Genomic DNA, 15,142 nt, shown 5'->3' on the forward strand with positions numbered 1-15,142 from the left:
ACGTACACAAGTGGCAATACATAGGCTTATCTCTTAGAGCGAAGACTGGAACTGCTGCGACTCTTGAACAAATGGATATTATCAAGCGCCTTTCCTGTTCCAATAGCTACACAATCCAAAGGGTTCTCAGCGACAATAACTGGCATTCCAGTTTCACGCGCAAGCAGTTTATCCAAGTTACGAAGCAAGGCGCCTCCACCTGTCAAGACAATCCCGCGATCCATAATATCTGCTGCGAGCTCCGGTGGACATTTTTCCAAAGTTACTTTAACAGCTTCAATAATAGAACTCACTGTATCGGACAATGCTTCACAGATCTCATCAGAAGTAATTGTAAGCGTCTTTGGCAGGCCTGTAACGAGATCGCGTCCGCGAATTTCCATAGTTTCAGCTTTCTCAAGTGGCAAGGCAGAACCTACATCCATTTTAAGCTGTTCCGAAGTACGTTCACCAATCATCAGATTGTACTGACGTTTGATGTACTGAATGATGGACTCATCCGCTTCATCACCCGCAACACGTACGGAACGACTAGTAACAATACCGCCGAGTGAAATTACAGCAACTTCAGTAGTACCTCCGCCGATATCAACAACCATACTTCCTGTTGGCTCCCATACCGGTAGATCTGCACCAATCGCTGCAGCAAAAGGTTCCTCAATAATGTAAGCTTCGCGAGCACCAGCTTGTCTAGTAGCATCTTCTACGGCACGTTGCTCTACAGCAGTAATGCCGGATGGTACGCAGACCATTACATTAGGGTGACGTTGGAACATAGAACGTTGTTTCTGTGCTTGACGAATAAAATATTTTATCATCGTAGCCGTTGTGTCAAAATCAGCGATAACGCCATCCTTCATCGGACGGATCGCACGAATGTTTCCCGGTGTACGACCGATCATCTTTTTAGCGGATTCACCCACGGCTTCAATCGTCTTAGTGTCAGTGTTAATGGCTACAACGGAAGGCTCTCTTACAACGATCCCCTTACCGCGTACATAGACAAGCGTATTCGCTGTCCCCAAGTCAATTCCTAAATCTTTCGTAAAACTACCCAACATGCTAATTCTCCTTTTCCTAAGTAAATCTTCACATTTATATTACATGTGTCCTTTTTCTTTCAAGCTTACAAAGCTGCTATCACCGATAATTAGATGATCTAACACGTCAATCCCGACAATCTCGCCTGCCTGAAGCAGTCTTGAGGTCAAGGAGATATCCTCCGGACTAGGCGTTGGATCACCACTAGGATGATTATGTGCGCATATGATAGAGGCACTACTACATTTTATAGCTGCTCGGAATACCTCACGAGGATGAACAATCGAAGCATTAAGACTGCCCATAGACAACGTTTCTTGTCCTATCACATGATTCTTCGTATTCAGAAACAAGCAGACAAAATGCTCCTTCTGCAGATAACGCAATTGCTCAGTCAGTATCTCCGCAGCGTCCTCAGGACAACGGATAATGACTGGCATGTTAAACCTGGAGTTCGCAAGGCGCCTTCCAAGTTCGATGCCTGCTTTTAGTTGCACGGCCTTGGCAGGGCCGATACCTTTGATTTCGGTCAGTTCTTCGATGCTAAGGTCAACTAGCCCACGCAGGCCACCGATTTTCCCCAGCATCTGCTGTGCAATATGAATAGCCGATTCACGGCGTGTTCCCGTACGCAGCAGAATGGCTAACAACTCCGCTTGACTTAATGATTCCGCCCCATAATGCATCATGCGCTCTCTTGGTCGTTCTTCATGGGGGAGGTCCCGCAGCATTACTGATTGCGACTCCATCCCTATCCCTCTTTCCCAAGCTTCCTACCGGTTCAATACAGTTATACCGAACTCGGACAGCATTTCGCCAAGAAGCGACAGCGGCAATCCGACAACATTGAAATAACAGCCTTCAATTCGTTCCACCAAGGTGGAGCCAAGCCCTTGTATCGCATAAGAGCCAGCCTTATCAGCGGGCTCTCCCGTAGCTATATAAGCAATAATTTCATCCTCCGTCATTGCTCTCATCGTTACGGAAGTAACACGGTGCTCCACTATAGTCTTTCCATGCGGAAGTCCAATACAGGCTACACCCGTGTATACCTTATGATTCCGGCCCTGAAGTCTGGTAAGCATCGATTTACTGTCCAGCTCGTCCACCGGTTTGCCTAGCACAGTGTTATCTAGTACAACAATCGTATCACTACCAATAATTACTGCGTTACGCTCTCCTGCTGCAGCCACTACAGCCTCTGCTTTTCGCAGAGCCAAACTGCGCACGATTTGCTCCGGCGTAAAGTCCGGTGGTGTGCTTTCGTCAGCTTCGCTGGTAATGACCTCAAAAGGCAAGCCCAGTAAAGACAAAAGCTCTCGTCGACGCGGTGAACCTGAGGCTAAAATAATGTGTTGTGAGTTGTCCACGTTGTAAACGTCCCTTCTTGATCAGTAACGAGAGTTACAGTCTTCGGTACAGCCATACAGCTGTAATAATACCGACGAGACTTAGCATGCACAATTTCAAATGAATAGTGATGTCATAGGTTATGATGTCCAAATCGGCTCGCGGAGACCACTTAAGCACAGTCGATGTTGTTAGAAAAGAAAGAGCCTTTACCGGCTGCAGTAGCTTGGCGATCCAGGCTCCAGCCAGCCAGCCTAGAATTAGAAATAACAGCAGTGTTCCTACATTTTTCTTCTTCATCTCAGTCTTCCCTCGCCATTTTTTGACACCCTAATTATTATACGGTGAAATTGTGATCAATACAAACGTAAAATCCCTTACGGTAATGTTTACCACCATTTGCACTAAAAGTTGCGGAGCGATACCATCCTCCGTATCAATTATAGTTTAAGTTATATAGGGATAATTTCCTCTTTCGCGCCAAAACAGCAAGCCCCCACATCTGGAGGCTTGCTGTCTTTAAAGTCAACAATCTATCAGTTAATTCATTGCAGTTAGTAGCTGTTTCTGGCTAGTCAAAAAGCTCAGCATCGATTCTTGCACTTCCCAAAGTAGGCCCTGAGCCTTGTTCTTGTTATATTCACTCCAGGCTGATATCCCTTGGCTCATTGATTTCTCTAACGCTGCGCAAATGCTTTTGGCTTCAGGAGATACGCCTTGTTCCAGCACTTTTACTGCTTCGTTCCATTGCAGGTGGAGATCACTCACAGCGGAGGTATTTGCTGTCGTACTTGTTTGGCCAGCGCTAAGTAGAGAAGCTGATTGACTACTTAGTTCACTGAGCAGCTGCCCGCTCACGGAGAAATAGTTCTTCACTTCCTCTGCATTACCGGTATAGACAAGCTGTTCTGCCCCGGGAAGCGCCACCTCTCTCACATACAGCTCAATACCCTGATTCTTTAGTCCACTGCTTAGTAGCTTGGCCTGTTCACGGTCGGATGACATTCCAGCATACACACGATTGCCGTCGGCAGGGTCCATACCCGCAGCCAATCCTGCGGTTAACAACTCCTGGCGAGCCTCTTCAGCACCTGCAGGTGTACTGAATACTCCGTACTGAAGCAGATAATAGCTTTGCGCAGCTACTTGAACTGGGATGGTGTTCTTCCCTGCATTTTCAGTACCCGTCACTGGTAATCCTGATGTACCTACACCTGCCGGATCTTTAGCGCCACTGGACTGCACTGAAGTAGCCGCCATGTCTGCTGTCCCATTTCCAGAGCTACTGTCCATATTCCCTCCGTAAAAGAAAGAAAGTGCAGCATAACCAAGCAGTACCCCTGTGCCGATGGCTCCCGTAACAGAAAGAGCTAATTTCCACCAATACGAAGGACGCCGAGTATGATAAGAGCCTCCGTAACTGCCAGAGGATACATTCTCTAATTTATCTCTGCTATCCGAAACCATATCTGACAGAAGATACGATTGCTGTGTATATCTAAAATCCTTATCCTGTTCGTCCCATTCTTCCTGACGTGGATCTACAGTACCCGAGTAATAGTCATAGGAATCTTCCGGTGGTGCCTCATGCGTGGAACGAAAATCAGGCTCATAAAGCCATGTTTGCTGTGCTGGACCTACCTCTTGACGCAGTCCCTCAGCGTACTCTTCAGCTGTGCCCAATCCGCCATTTGACCAGCGCTCCACCACTTTAGGCTTTGGTTTAGGCTCGTCCTTGTTCACGTCAAATCGGAATGTCATTCTTCCGTTATTCAACAGTTACACCTCACCTCATCTAATCTATAAGTAAATATATGATAGACAATAGAGAGATATGCTATTTTTAAGCCATAGGAATTATGAAAGATTATGCAGATTCAGTTTACATTACATGTACCTTTTATATACTATATAAAAAGAGCTAAAAGTGTACACTATACTAGGTAAGCTAGAAATGATGCTTTAGTTCACTACTGATTAGGAGGGCTTCTTCTGAAACAAAAAATTCAAGCAGCTATTGTAGGCTACGGAAATTTAGGAAAAGGTGTACGTAAGGCTATCAACCAAAGTGAAGATATCGAGCTAGTTGCGATCTTTACGCGCAGAGAACCTGGACAACTGGAAGCCGGAGAAGCCGGTGTGAAGTTCGAACACATCTCTGCCGTCGAACAATATAAGGGTAAAGTGGATGTTATGATTCTATGCGGAGGATCGGCTACCGATCTGCCAGAACAAACACCAGCCATTGCCCGGATGTTTAATACCGTGGACAGCTTTGATACTCATGCCAAAATCCCCGAGTTCTACGAGACCGTTGATGCCGCAGCTAAACAAGGTGGAACACTCAGCGTAATTTCTACTGGTTGGGATCCAGGCTTATTCTCAATGAATCGTCTGCTCGCTGAAGCTATTCTTCCACAAGGTAAAGAATACACCTTCTGGGGCAAAGGCGTTAGCCAAGGCCACTCCGATGCGATCCGCAGAGTAGATGGAGTTAAAGCTGGTGTACAATATACCGTTCCAGTACAAGAGGTTATTGAGGCCATTCGCGCTGGTGAAACACCAGAGCTTACCACTCGTCAAAAACACCTTAGAGAGTGTTTTGTAGTGGCTGAAGCAGGGGCAGATCAAGAACGCATTCGTGCAGAAATCGTGAATATGCCGAACTATTTTGCAGATTATGATACTACGGTTACTTTCATCACTGAAGAAGAATTGGCAGCTCAGCATAGCGGAATTCCGCACGGCGGATTTGTTATTCGCAGTGGTGTAACAGGGGAAGGTACGAAGCAGATTGTTGAATTCGGCCTGAAGCTGGAGAGCAATCCAGAATTTACAGCTAGTGTTCTCTTGGCCTATGCCAGAGCCGCTCAGCGTATGAGTCAAGAAGGACAGAGTGGAGCGCGTACAGTATTCGATATTCCACTTGGAATGTTGTCTCCGAAATCTCCAGAAGAATTACGCCGCAACCTGCTGTAAAATCATACAAGAATGAAATAACCCGCGTAGGACCTTAAAACGTCCTCGCGGGTTTTTTATATACTGCAGGCAGTGCCCTTTTCGGTACCTTTTACACAAGACTAAGAATCTTATTCTTCACATAATTCACTTCGTAATCCTTCAACAATGTGCGATGCGCCCGATCAGCAATAATCGTTGCCATCTCAGGATTCTTTAACAACGTTATTACACTAGCAACAACATCAACTGAGGTATTAGCAAGCAAAATATTACGGTTATGCTCACAGTTCAATCGCTCGCATACTATAGAACTTGTAACCACCGGCGTTTTGAGTGCCCATGATTCCAGAATGTTTCTGGAGACTTCACAACCTTCAAGAATAGGCACAAGAACCGCTTTAGCACGACGTATATAATCAGCAGACGGTTTCAAAGGTCCAGTGATAATAACTGATACATCATCCTTTACAAGCGACAATACATCCGTATGAACCTCATGACTGGTGATGTAACACTTGATATCAGGCACTTGTTCTTTAATCAAAGGGTAGCTTTTCTTAAAGAAGTTTTGGGCAGCCTTAATCCCCTGTCTGGTGTTCATATTCCAGTGCAGAACCATTGAATTTTCTTTTGCAACAGGCTCAGTAAAAGCGTCGTATTCATTCATTTTTATGAAATGAGGAACAACATGAACTTTACGGGCATCCGCAAAGGATAGAGATTTGAATGAAAGGGCATCCCATTCCGAGGTTGCCAAGAGTACACCCGTTTTATTCATTAGTCTCCGCTTATTCCGCCGAACCAAAGCCTCATTTAGTTTATAATAAGGATTACTGCTGCTCGGCTTCCCAATTTCTTTTCCAACGGCAAGCCCGCTCTCAAAACGATACGTATCTGTAATAACACTGGCCTCAGGAAGCAGATTACGAACCATATCAATGCAATTTCCCAGCAAGCTATGCGATATAAATACATGTCTGTAATTATTCGATCTACAAAGCTCCATGATGGTACTCTTCATGTCTTTCTCCGCATGACTCCGATTAGTGAAATTCCGTAATATATGTAAGGGACGCAGCATAGATCTCCACGAGGTAATGCACCCGTTAATGTAATGAACCGTTAGTGCAGTTCCATCATTTGTAGACATATCCTTGTGCGTACTGGCATACGTCAGCAAATCAATATCAAATTTCCCTAGCAAAATCTCGAGAATACTCCCTGTTCTCATTTCTCCTTCTAGATCCTCTGCGCTTTGATTCTGTGCTGAAAGGAACAGCATTCTTTCTCGCATGACTCTGGCTCCTTGAATTTTTATATAAATTCTCTCTACTTATCACTGCAACTTTAGATGCAGTTCAATAGTAACTCATTTCACATAAAATTTTTGTCGATTTATAGGGAAACCTTTAAAATTTTTATATATTTTCATGCTTTATTCGAAAATCATTGCGATAAACCTATATATATCGCTATTTTTTTGAAGATTCAAGCAAAAAAACTACTTTTCCAGTAATACACGAACATGAATTTTCTATTCCAAAATTTTATACTCGTTAGGTATTCTGAACTATTCCCTATGCAAACAAAAAAGTGTCTTCCTCATCTAATGACGAAAGGAAGACACTTTTATATTTCGTAGCTTCTAACAACGCAGTTCCGACCCTTTTTCTTAGCTTGATACAATGCATTATCACAAAGTTTGTAGAGATTATTTAGAGAAAAACGTTCGCCCGATTCTATCGTAATGACTCCAATACTTATCGTGTAGTGTAGCGGTACGCCATGAATCATTGAACCTATAACAGCTGTGCGCATTCCTTCAGCAATAACATCACTACTCTTCTCATCGGCTCTGTGCAGGAGCACTGCGAACTCTTCTCCCCCAAATCTTCCGATCAGATCACCATGGCCAAGCTGTTGCTCTATTTTAGACGCCAAATCAGTTAGTACTTGGTCACCTGTATTATGGCCGTAATTATCATTTATGCTCTTAAAGTGATCGACATCCAGCAGTAAAAAAGAATAGGGCAGTTTCTTCATCGCTGAAGCAGCTATTAAAGGCCGAGCACGCAGAACGAACGACCTGCGATTCAAAATACCGGTCAACTCATCATAAGTTGCTACCCGCTCCATTTCTGCAAAGGAATCCTCTCTATAAAGCAGCATAATTCCAGCGGTTCCTAGAAACATATACAAATAAATCCCGAGATAAAAAAACACATAAAGGAATTGTGAAACCTGTGTATCGATTCCTAACACGGAATATAACGGTTCTAAAGCTCTACCCGCCAACGATAAGATGACAATACAATATAGCAGTCCCATTATTATTTGTAGCGAAGTCTCCATGACCTTCAGACATAGAATATAAGCAGGATAGGCTATAATCAGAACTCCAGCCAGACAAGCGACTGGAATAACGAGCGGATCCTCTGGCATCAACAAATACATAAGCACCACAACGAGAATGGATACTCCGAATAATATAGAATAATATCTCTCAACCTTGCTCCCAAATACTCTAAGAAGCATTAGAAGCGCCAAGCTTTCGAGCGTACCTCCAGCCAAAGCAAGAAGTGCTATGATCGGTAGACTGAGCGGCGAATCCATAAAATCCTTCAGCAATAAAAGGATCAAGGCTGCTAGTTGCAAATATTTTGCTGTGATAAACAATGAAGAAGTCTGTTCCTGCGCATAACGCAAACGATATACCACGATAAGCAGCACCGTGAACGATTGCCACAAAAAGAGACACATCAGCAGTGTCTGGAGATCCAGATGCATATAAGTGAAGTTCACCTCCCCCTAGTATTCCTGACTCTCAGTATACATATCGGTATCTGATGACTCTATTTCTTCCCTCTTGTTTGGCCTGATATAACGCCTTGTCGCTTAGCTTGTACAACTTATTTATCGAGATCTCCTGATCTGGTATGATCGTAATTACACCTATACTAACTGTGTACCCCTGTTGAACCTTATTAGTGGAATTATTCATTATCGTCTCACGAAGCGCTTCAGCTTTCTGGTCGCAGCTTTGCTCATCTACCCCACAGAGTATGACTGCGAATTCCTCGCCCCCCAGTCTGCCAAACAAATCGCCATTTCCGAGATTATCTTTAATCGTCGATGCGAAGTCTTCCAGCACAATATCACCGGTATCATGACCATAAGTATCGTTGACCTGTTTAAAATAATCCAAATCCAATAGCAAAAATGAGAAGTAGGCATGCTCTCGAACTGCCTTTTCAAGCTTTATCTCCGCTTCCTGAAGAAATGCCCCACGGTTTAGAATCCCAGTCAAATCATCATAACTGGCTATTCTTTTTAGTTTGACGAAGGAATGCTCATTTGAGAGTAGAATAAAACCGGCAGCCCCCACAATAAATAATAAATACATCCCCAGATAATACAAATACTGCGTAAGATTGGTGGAGAACACATTCATCTCGGGCTCCCAAATCAGTGCAACAAGTGCCCGCATCAGCATAATCGCTGCAAATACATAAAATAATACACCTAATATTTTTTGAAGAGGTGTAGCCTTTTTATTCACAGTTAGATGATAAGCCGGATAAACTACAAACAGTATAGACCAAAGTGAAGTACAGGCGATACGCAAGTTGGTTTGATTAAAAAATAATGCGATGATACTAAAACTGATTGTACTCAATATCGAAAGAATGATGTAATATCGCTTTATTCTTGGCCCCAGTACTCCCATCATCAGCAGTAACGCTGTAATTTCGAGACAGCACCCTCCAAGCATCAGAGCATTGCTAAGCGGAATGGACAACGCATGAGGGAGATAATCCCATAATAAAATGGAACACCAAAAGAGTAGCTGCACTTCCTTTGATCGGATGAACAAGGTGGAGGCTGTATCTTTAACAGCGGTACTTCGATAATTGGTTATAAGCAACAATATAAATAAATTTCCGAAAATAAACAAATAAATCAGTGTTCTAATTTCAAGCAGGGAGCTCATACGTCACCACCTATGCGAAAATATCCCCACAAAGTGCGGCTTTGCTTCGATGCGTACTCGGGTACTTTGTGGGGATCCCAAATATACGTTGAAAAATCGATCCTCTTCTGACAGCACTATAGCACTTTATAACTATATCAGTAAATACGTTAACAATACCAAAAAACACTTCCCTCTAAACTCCCTTCAGATAAACACAAGGATTATCTGAACGAAATTTTTGGGAAGTGCTATTGAATAGAGAATATAAATATCCTCGAATTAGCCTCAATTTGTAAACTTAATGCTTCTTCTTCAACCCGTCTGCCAGTGCGTATCCGACCTTCCAGATATCGCCTGCGCCCATCGTAATCACCAGATCACCTGGAGCAATACGAGGTGTCAGATCAGCTAGAACATCTTCTTTGGTTGGCAGATGTCTCGCGCCCGCATTACTGTTCTTAACGATTAGCTCAACCAGCTTCGCAGAAGTAACACCTTCGATCTGTTTCTCTCCAGCCGGAGAGTAAATATCGGTGATGATGACTTCGTCGGCTTCGCTAAAGGCACGGCTGAAAGCATCTAACAGGAAGAAAGTACGTGTATAGCGCTGAGGCTGGAATACCGCAATAATCCGTTTTCCTGTTGCCTTGGCAGCACTGATCGTTGCCTGAATCTCTGTAGGATGATGCGCATAATCATCAATGACCAGAATGTCATTGACTTCTCCGAGCACTTGAAAACGGCGCTTCGCACCATGGAATTTCACAATCGCTTCAGCAATTTTCTCGAAAGAAATCCCTGATTTCAAACAAGCGATTACCGCTGCCATTGAATTATAAAGATTGTACTGTCCAGGAACAGAGAGTTCAATCCGTCCAAGCACTTCTCCATTATGATTCATCGTGTACGATACCTGACGATCGCCTAGAACGATATCAGTGGCAATATAATCTGCAGTGTTCGACTTGATGCCATAAGTAATCACCTTACCTGTTACTTCAGGTAAAAGAGAGATCACATTCTCATCATCAGAGCATACTATAGCAGTTCCATCTTCGCGCGTTTGGTTCATAAACTGCACGTATGCAGCCTTAAGACGGTTAAAGTCTCCGTCGTAATTTTCTAAGTGATCCGCTTCAACATTCGTAACGATCCCAAGCCAAGGGTGATAGTGCAGGAAAGAGCCATCACTCTCATCCGCTTCCGCTACTACAAACTCACCTTGTCCCGCCTTTGCATTCGTACCTACATTCATAATCTCTCCACCGATAATATACGTTGGATCAACGTCGCACTCTTCCATCACAAGTGCAATCATGGAGGAGGTGGTAGTTTTCCCGTGTGCTCCAGCAACGGCTACCCCTTTACGTTCATTCAATAAACGGGCTAACATTTGCGAACGATGCAGAATTGGAATCTTAAGACGCTCAGCTTCCACCCATTCCACATTATCACTAGACAAAGCCGTAGAGTATACGACTAGATCCGCACCTTTTACTTGTTCTGCTGTATGCCCGATATAAATCTTGGCACCTTTAGCAATCAATTTATCCGTTAATTCTTGGGCAGCCACATCGGAGCCCGTAACTGTATATCCCATTTCTAGCATTACCCGGGCAATCGCGCTCATTCCGTAGCCGCCGATCCCTATAAAATGCACACGTTCAGTAGTATCCAACAGTCGTCACCAGCCTTTTTCAGTATCGGGTTGCTGCAAAAGTGTACCGCGTACGTCAGAGATTAAATACAGCGTACCAGATACGACGGCAAGGTCATCCTCCGCTGTAATCGACTTCAGTAGCTGCAGCGCTTTTCCCCAATTATGTTCTACTATGATTGCCAAGTTTTCCTTGGCATATTTCTCCCGCAGACTTTCTGCGATAACTTGCAGATTCTCCGCGTCCATTTTGTTCTGGAAATCCGGTTCGGTCAGGATGAGCGTATCCACTATAGGCAGTATATGCTTAAAGTAGGATTCATGATGCTTATTTGACAGCATTCCCATAAGTAAATTTAATTTACCGTATTGATAGAGCTGAGGCAGACTTTTTGCAAGACTCTCCGCACCTTCCGGATTATGTGCTCCGTCCAGTACAATCCTTGGAGACTTGCTTACCTCTTCCAGCCTTCCAGCCCAGAATGCGTGGCGCAAACCTTCAAGCACATCTTCATCCTCAAGCATAAAGGCCATATACTGACGCAGAACCTCAAGTACCATCATGGCAGCTGCCGCATTGCTAATCTGGTGCTCGCCTTTCATTACGATCCCAAGTTCAAGCGAACGAAAGGGACCCTTAAAATGAAAAGTCTGCACATCCTCACGGATTTCATTAGCCTCATAGCTAAAATCTTCTCCGGCAAGATAAAGAGTAGAGCGGCAAGCCGCTGCTTTCTCTTTCAGAACCGCTACGACTTCCGGCTGAGTTACGCAGCTAACAACAGGTACGCCAGTCTTAATAATTCCGGCTTTCTCCATTGCAATCTTCTCTAGCGTATCTCCCAAAATATCCATGTGATCATGACCAACATTAGTAATCACAGAAACAATCGGAGTCACGATGTTCGTTACATCCAGCCTTCCCCCAAGCCCGGTCTCCCATACGACAACATCAGGACAAGAGACGCCCGCAAAAAATAGAATGGCCACTGCTGTAGTTACCTCGAACATCGTAGGTGAGCCAAACTCCGTTTCCGAAATTTCTTGGACTAGTGGACGTAATTGGTTAACCAGCTCGACAAGCGTTTCTTCAGAGATGTCCGTATTATTATATTGGAACCTGTTCGTGAACTTTGTAATATACGGAGATGTAAAGGTGCCTACTGAATAGCCGCTTTGTATAAGTGCACTAGTCAAAAAAGCACAAGTTGAACCTTTGCCGTTCGTACCCGCCACATGAATAAACTTCAGCCGACGGTGCGGATTTCCCAGCTTGTCCATCAACATCTCGATTCTATCTAAACCTGGCCGTATCCCAAAAGGGATTAGGCTCTTGATCCAATCAACCGCTTCGGTGTATGTCGCAAGAGGGGCGGTACTTCCGCCCCGATTTAGGTCATCCATGTCTCTTATCCTCTCAGCTCTGCGATGCGGGCAAGTACTTTCTCACGTTTAGCAGAATAATCTGCCTGCTTCGCCCGTTCCTCTTCGATAACTTTAGCAGGAGCTTTGGCCACGAAGCCTTGATTGCTCAGCTTTTTCTCTACGCGTTCTACTTCGCTGTTCAGCGTCTGTACTTCTTTTTCCAGACGAGCGATTTCTTGTTCAATATCAATGAGTCCCGACAATGGCAGAAGCAGTTCTGCTCCTGTTACTACAGCGGACATTACCTTATCCGGCGTTTCTGGATTCAGGCCAGCTTCGAAGGAAGACGTATTACAGAAGCGTCCAATGTAGTTGTCGTTACGGGTGATAATACTCAGCGTCTCTTCATTACCCGCTTTGATGATCAATTCAACCTTTTTGCTCATCGGTACATTCACTTCAGCCCGGATATTACGAACGGCCCGGATTACATCCATCAGCAGGTTCATTTCCGCTACGGCTTGCGGATTCTCCAGAGCAGCATCATACTCCGGCCATGCAGCCAGCGTAATCGTCTCCCCTTCATGCGGAAGGTGCTGCCAGATTTCTTCCGAAATAAACGGCATAAACGGATGAATCAAGCGCATTGTACGGTCTAGTACATAGGCAAGTACAGACTGTGTCTTCGCTTTTGCCGCGGCGTCTGATCCGTAAAGTGACAGCTTCGCGAACTCAATATACCAGTCACATAGATCGTCCCAAATGAAGTTGTACAGCTGGCGACCGGTCTCACCGAACTCGTACGAGTCAATTAGACGCGTAATCTCACGAGAAGTTTCGTTCAGACGGTGCAAAATCCAGCGATCAGCAGTACTTAGCTCACCCGAAATGTCAATATTGTCAAAGCTTACGCCTTCCAAATTCATCAACGCGAAGCGTGATGCGTTCCAGATCTTATTGGCGAAATTACGCGCCTGCTCAACCTTTTCCCAACGGAAGCGTAGATCCTGTCCAGCTGTACTTCCGGTAGAAATCATGTAACGCATTGCATCTGCGCCATACTTCTCGATTACTTCAAGGGGGTCTACGCCATTCCCGAGTGATTTGGACATTTTTTGACCTTCGGAATCCCGTACCAGACCATGCATCAATACATCTGAGAAAGGTTTTTCTCCGGTAAATTCAAGAGCTGAGAAGATCATCCGCGCTACCCAGAAATAAATAATATCGTAGCCTGTTACGAGCACATCGTTCGGATAGTAGCGTTTGAAATCTGCACTGTTCTCATCTGGCCATCCTAGTGTGGCGAAAGGCCACAGATTAGAGCTAAACCAGGTATCCAGTACATCTTCGTCCTGTTTCAAGTCGGTTAGACCACTGATCCGGCGCGCTTCTTCCTCGTCATTTGCCACAACCAATTCACCAGTAGACTCGGAATACCATGCTGGAATACGATGTCCCCACCACAGCTGACGGGAAATACACCAATCACGTACGTTCTCGATCCAGTTCAGGTAAGTTCTCTCGAAGCGGTCCGGTACAAAGTTAACCCCGTTCCCATCCTTCTGTGCATTGATGGCAGCTTCAGCGAGTGGCTGCATCTTCACGAACCATTGTGTGGACAAGTACGGCTCAACAACCGCTCCAGAGCGTTCACTGTGTCCTACTTGATGCACATGATCTTCGATATTGATCAGCACACCTTGCTCCTTCAGGTCAGCAGTGATAGCCTTACGACATACACTCCGGTCTTGACCTTGGTAAGGTCCTGCTTCTTCATTCATCGTACCGCTCTCATCCATCACGTTAATCTGCGGTAAATTGTGACGTTGACCCATCTCGAAGTCATTCGGATCATGAGCTGGTGTAATCTTAACCGCACCACTACCAAACTCTTTGTCTACATAATCATCAGCGATAATCGGAATCTCACGGCCAATAATCGGCAGGATCAACGTTTTGCCGATCAGATCTTTATAACGATCGTCTTCCGGATGAACAGCAACCGCTGTATCACCCAGCATGGTCTCCGGACGTGTGGTCGCTACTGTAATAAATCCGCTACCGTCTTTGAGCGGGTAACGCAGATGATACAAGTGACCATTAACTTCTTTATATTCAACCTCGATATCCGACAATGCTGTACGAGCCGCCGGGTCCCAGTTGATAATGCGTTTGCCGCGGTAGATCAAGCCTTTATTATAGAGCTTAACGAATACCTCGCGTACAGCTTTCGACAACCCTTCATCCAGGGTAAAACGTTCGCGGGAATAGTCAAGGGAAAGCCCCATCTTAGCCCACTGCTCATGAATGGTGTTCGCATATTTATCTTTCCACTCCCACACCTGCTCCAGAAACTTCTCGCGGCCGAGATCATGTCTAGAAATTCCCTGCTCACGCAGCTTTTGCTCTACCTTTGTCTGCGTTGCGATACCGGCATGGTCCGTACCTGGTAGCCACAACGTGTCGAAGCCTTGCATCCGTTTTGTACGAATCAGGATATCCTGAAGCGTAAAATCAAGCGCATGACCAATGTGCAGCATTCCCGTTACGTTTGGCGGCGGGATTACAATGCTGTATGCTTTTGCGTCTGGACGCCCGCCTGCACGGAAATATCCACCCTCTGTCCAATAGGAATACCACTTGGTTTCTGCCGATTTCGGATCATACGTGGTTGGCATTTCATTCTTAGAATCATTTGCAGCGGCAGCATCTGCCGCTGTTAAATTGTTTTGGTCAGCCATTCTCTGATACCTCCACTTGGTTACTTGTAGTTGGTTTCTAAAAAACAAAAA

At 44.9% G+C, this 15,142-nt stretch carries 12 protein-coding genes; 1 reads left to right on the forward strand and 11 read right to left on the reverse strand.

Annotation, left to right across the window (positions count from 1 at the left end; translation table 11 throughout):
- Positions 1-26: 26 nt before the first annotated feature.
- From NYE25_RS14950 to NYE25_RS14970, 5 genes are all read right to left on the reverse strand, one after another.
- Positions 27-1,061, reverse strand: a complete 1,035-nt coding sequence (locus tag NYE25_RS14950) for a rod shape-determining protein (protein WP_042191174.1) — start codon at positions 1,059-1,061, stop codon at positions 27-29.
- 39 nt (positions 1,062-1,100) lie between these two features.
- Complete coding sequence (gene radC / locus NYE25_RS14955) at positions 1,101-1,790, reverse strand: RadC family protein (protein WP_042191176.1); 690 nt, start codon at positions 1,788-1,790, stop codon at positions 1,101-1,103.
- A 24-nt stretch (positions 1,791-1,814) separates the two neighbouring features.
- Complete coding sequence (locus NYE25_RS14960; protein WP_149645995.1) at positions 1,815-2,411, reverse strand: Maf family protein; 597 nt, start codon at positions 2,409-2,411, stop codon at positions 1,815-1,817.
- A 34-nt stretch (positions 2,412-2,445) separates the two neighbouring features.
- Entirely contained in the window at positions 2,446-2,691 is a 246-nt protein-coding gene (locus NYE25_RS14965; RefSeq protein ID WP_042191180.1) for a DUF4321 domain-containing protein, read from the reverse strand.
- Between the two features lie 240 nt (positions 2,692-2,931).
- Complete coding sequence (locus tag NYE25_RS14970) at positions 2,932-4,167, reverse strand: SPOR domain-containing protein (RefSeq protein ID WP_341146248.1); 1,236 nt, start codon at positions 4,165-4,167, stop codon at positions 2,932-2,934.
- Positions 4,168-4,383: 216 nt separating this feature from the next.
- Between NYE25_RS14970 and NYE25_RS14975 the strand changes: the two genes are divergently transcribed.
- Positions 4,384-5,370 (forward strand): diaminopimelate dehydrogenase, encoded by a 987-nt coding sequence (locus NYE25_RS14975; protein WP_341147731.1) that lies wholly within the window; start codon positions 4,384-4,386, stop codon positions 5,368-5,370.
- A gap of 91 nt (positions 5,371-5,461) precedes the next feature.
- On the opposite strand, the gene NYE25_RS14980 is transcribed toward NYE25_RS14975, so the two are convergent.
- The 6 genes from NYE25_RS14980 to NYE25_RS15005 form a co-directional block, all read right to left on the reverse strand.
- On the reverse strand, positions 5,462-6,646 hold the full coding sequence (locus NYE25_RS14980) for a glycosyltransferase (RefSeq protein WP_076300737.1): 1,185 nt from the start codon (positions 6,644-6,646) through the stop codon (positions 5,462-5,464).
- Positions 6,647-6,981: 335 nt separating this feature from the next.
- On the reverse strand, positions 6,982-8,154 hold the full coding sequence (locus tag NYE25_RS14985) for a GGDEF domain-containing protein (RefSeq protein ID WP_341146249.1): 1,173 nt from the start codon (positions 8,152-8,154) through the stop codon (positions 6,982-6,984).
- 22 nt (positions 8,155-8,176) lie between these two features.
- Positions 8,177-9,343: a GGDEF domain-containing protein gene (locus NYE25_RS14990; RefSeq protein WP_341146250.1), complete on the reverse strand. Its 1,167-nt coding sequence runs from the start codon at positions 9,341-9,343 to the stop codon at positions 8,177-8,179.
- 280 nt (positions 9,344-9,623) lie between these two features.
- Positions 9,624-11,003: a UDP-N-acetylmuramate--L-alanine ligase gene (gene murC, locus NYE25_RS14995; RefSeq protein ID WP_341146251.1), complete on the reverse strand. Its 1,380-nt coding sequence runs from the start codon at positions 11,001-11,003 to the stop codon at positions 9,624-9,626.
- Positions 11,004-11,009: 6 nt separating this feature from the next.
- Positions 11,010-12,386 (reverse strand): bifunctional folylpolyglutamate synthase/dihydrofolate synthase, encoded by a 1,377-nt coding sequence (locus tag NYE25_RS15000; protein ID WP_042191194.1) that lies wholly within the window; start codon positions 12,384-12,386, stop codon positions 11,010-11,012.
- 5 nt (positions 12,387-12,391) lie between these two features.
- Positions 12,392-15,091 carry a valine--tRNA ligase gene (locus tag NYE25_RS15005; protein ID WP_341146252.1) on the reverse strand — a complete coding sequence of 900 codons (2,700 nt, stop codon included), beginning with the start codon at positions 15,089-15,091 and terminating at the stop codon, positions 12,392-12,394.
- Between the last annotated feature and the right edge of the window lie 51 nt (positions 15,092-15,142).

Source organism: Paenibacillus sp. FSL E2-8871 (genome assembly GCF_038000345.1).
Taxonomy (GTDB): Bacteria; Bacillota; Bacilli; order Paenibacillales; family Paenibacillaceae; genus Paenibacillus_AQ.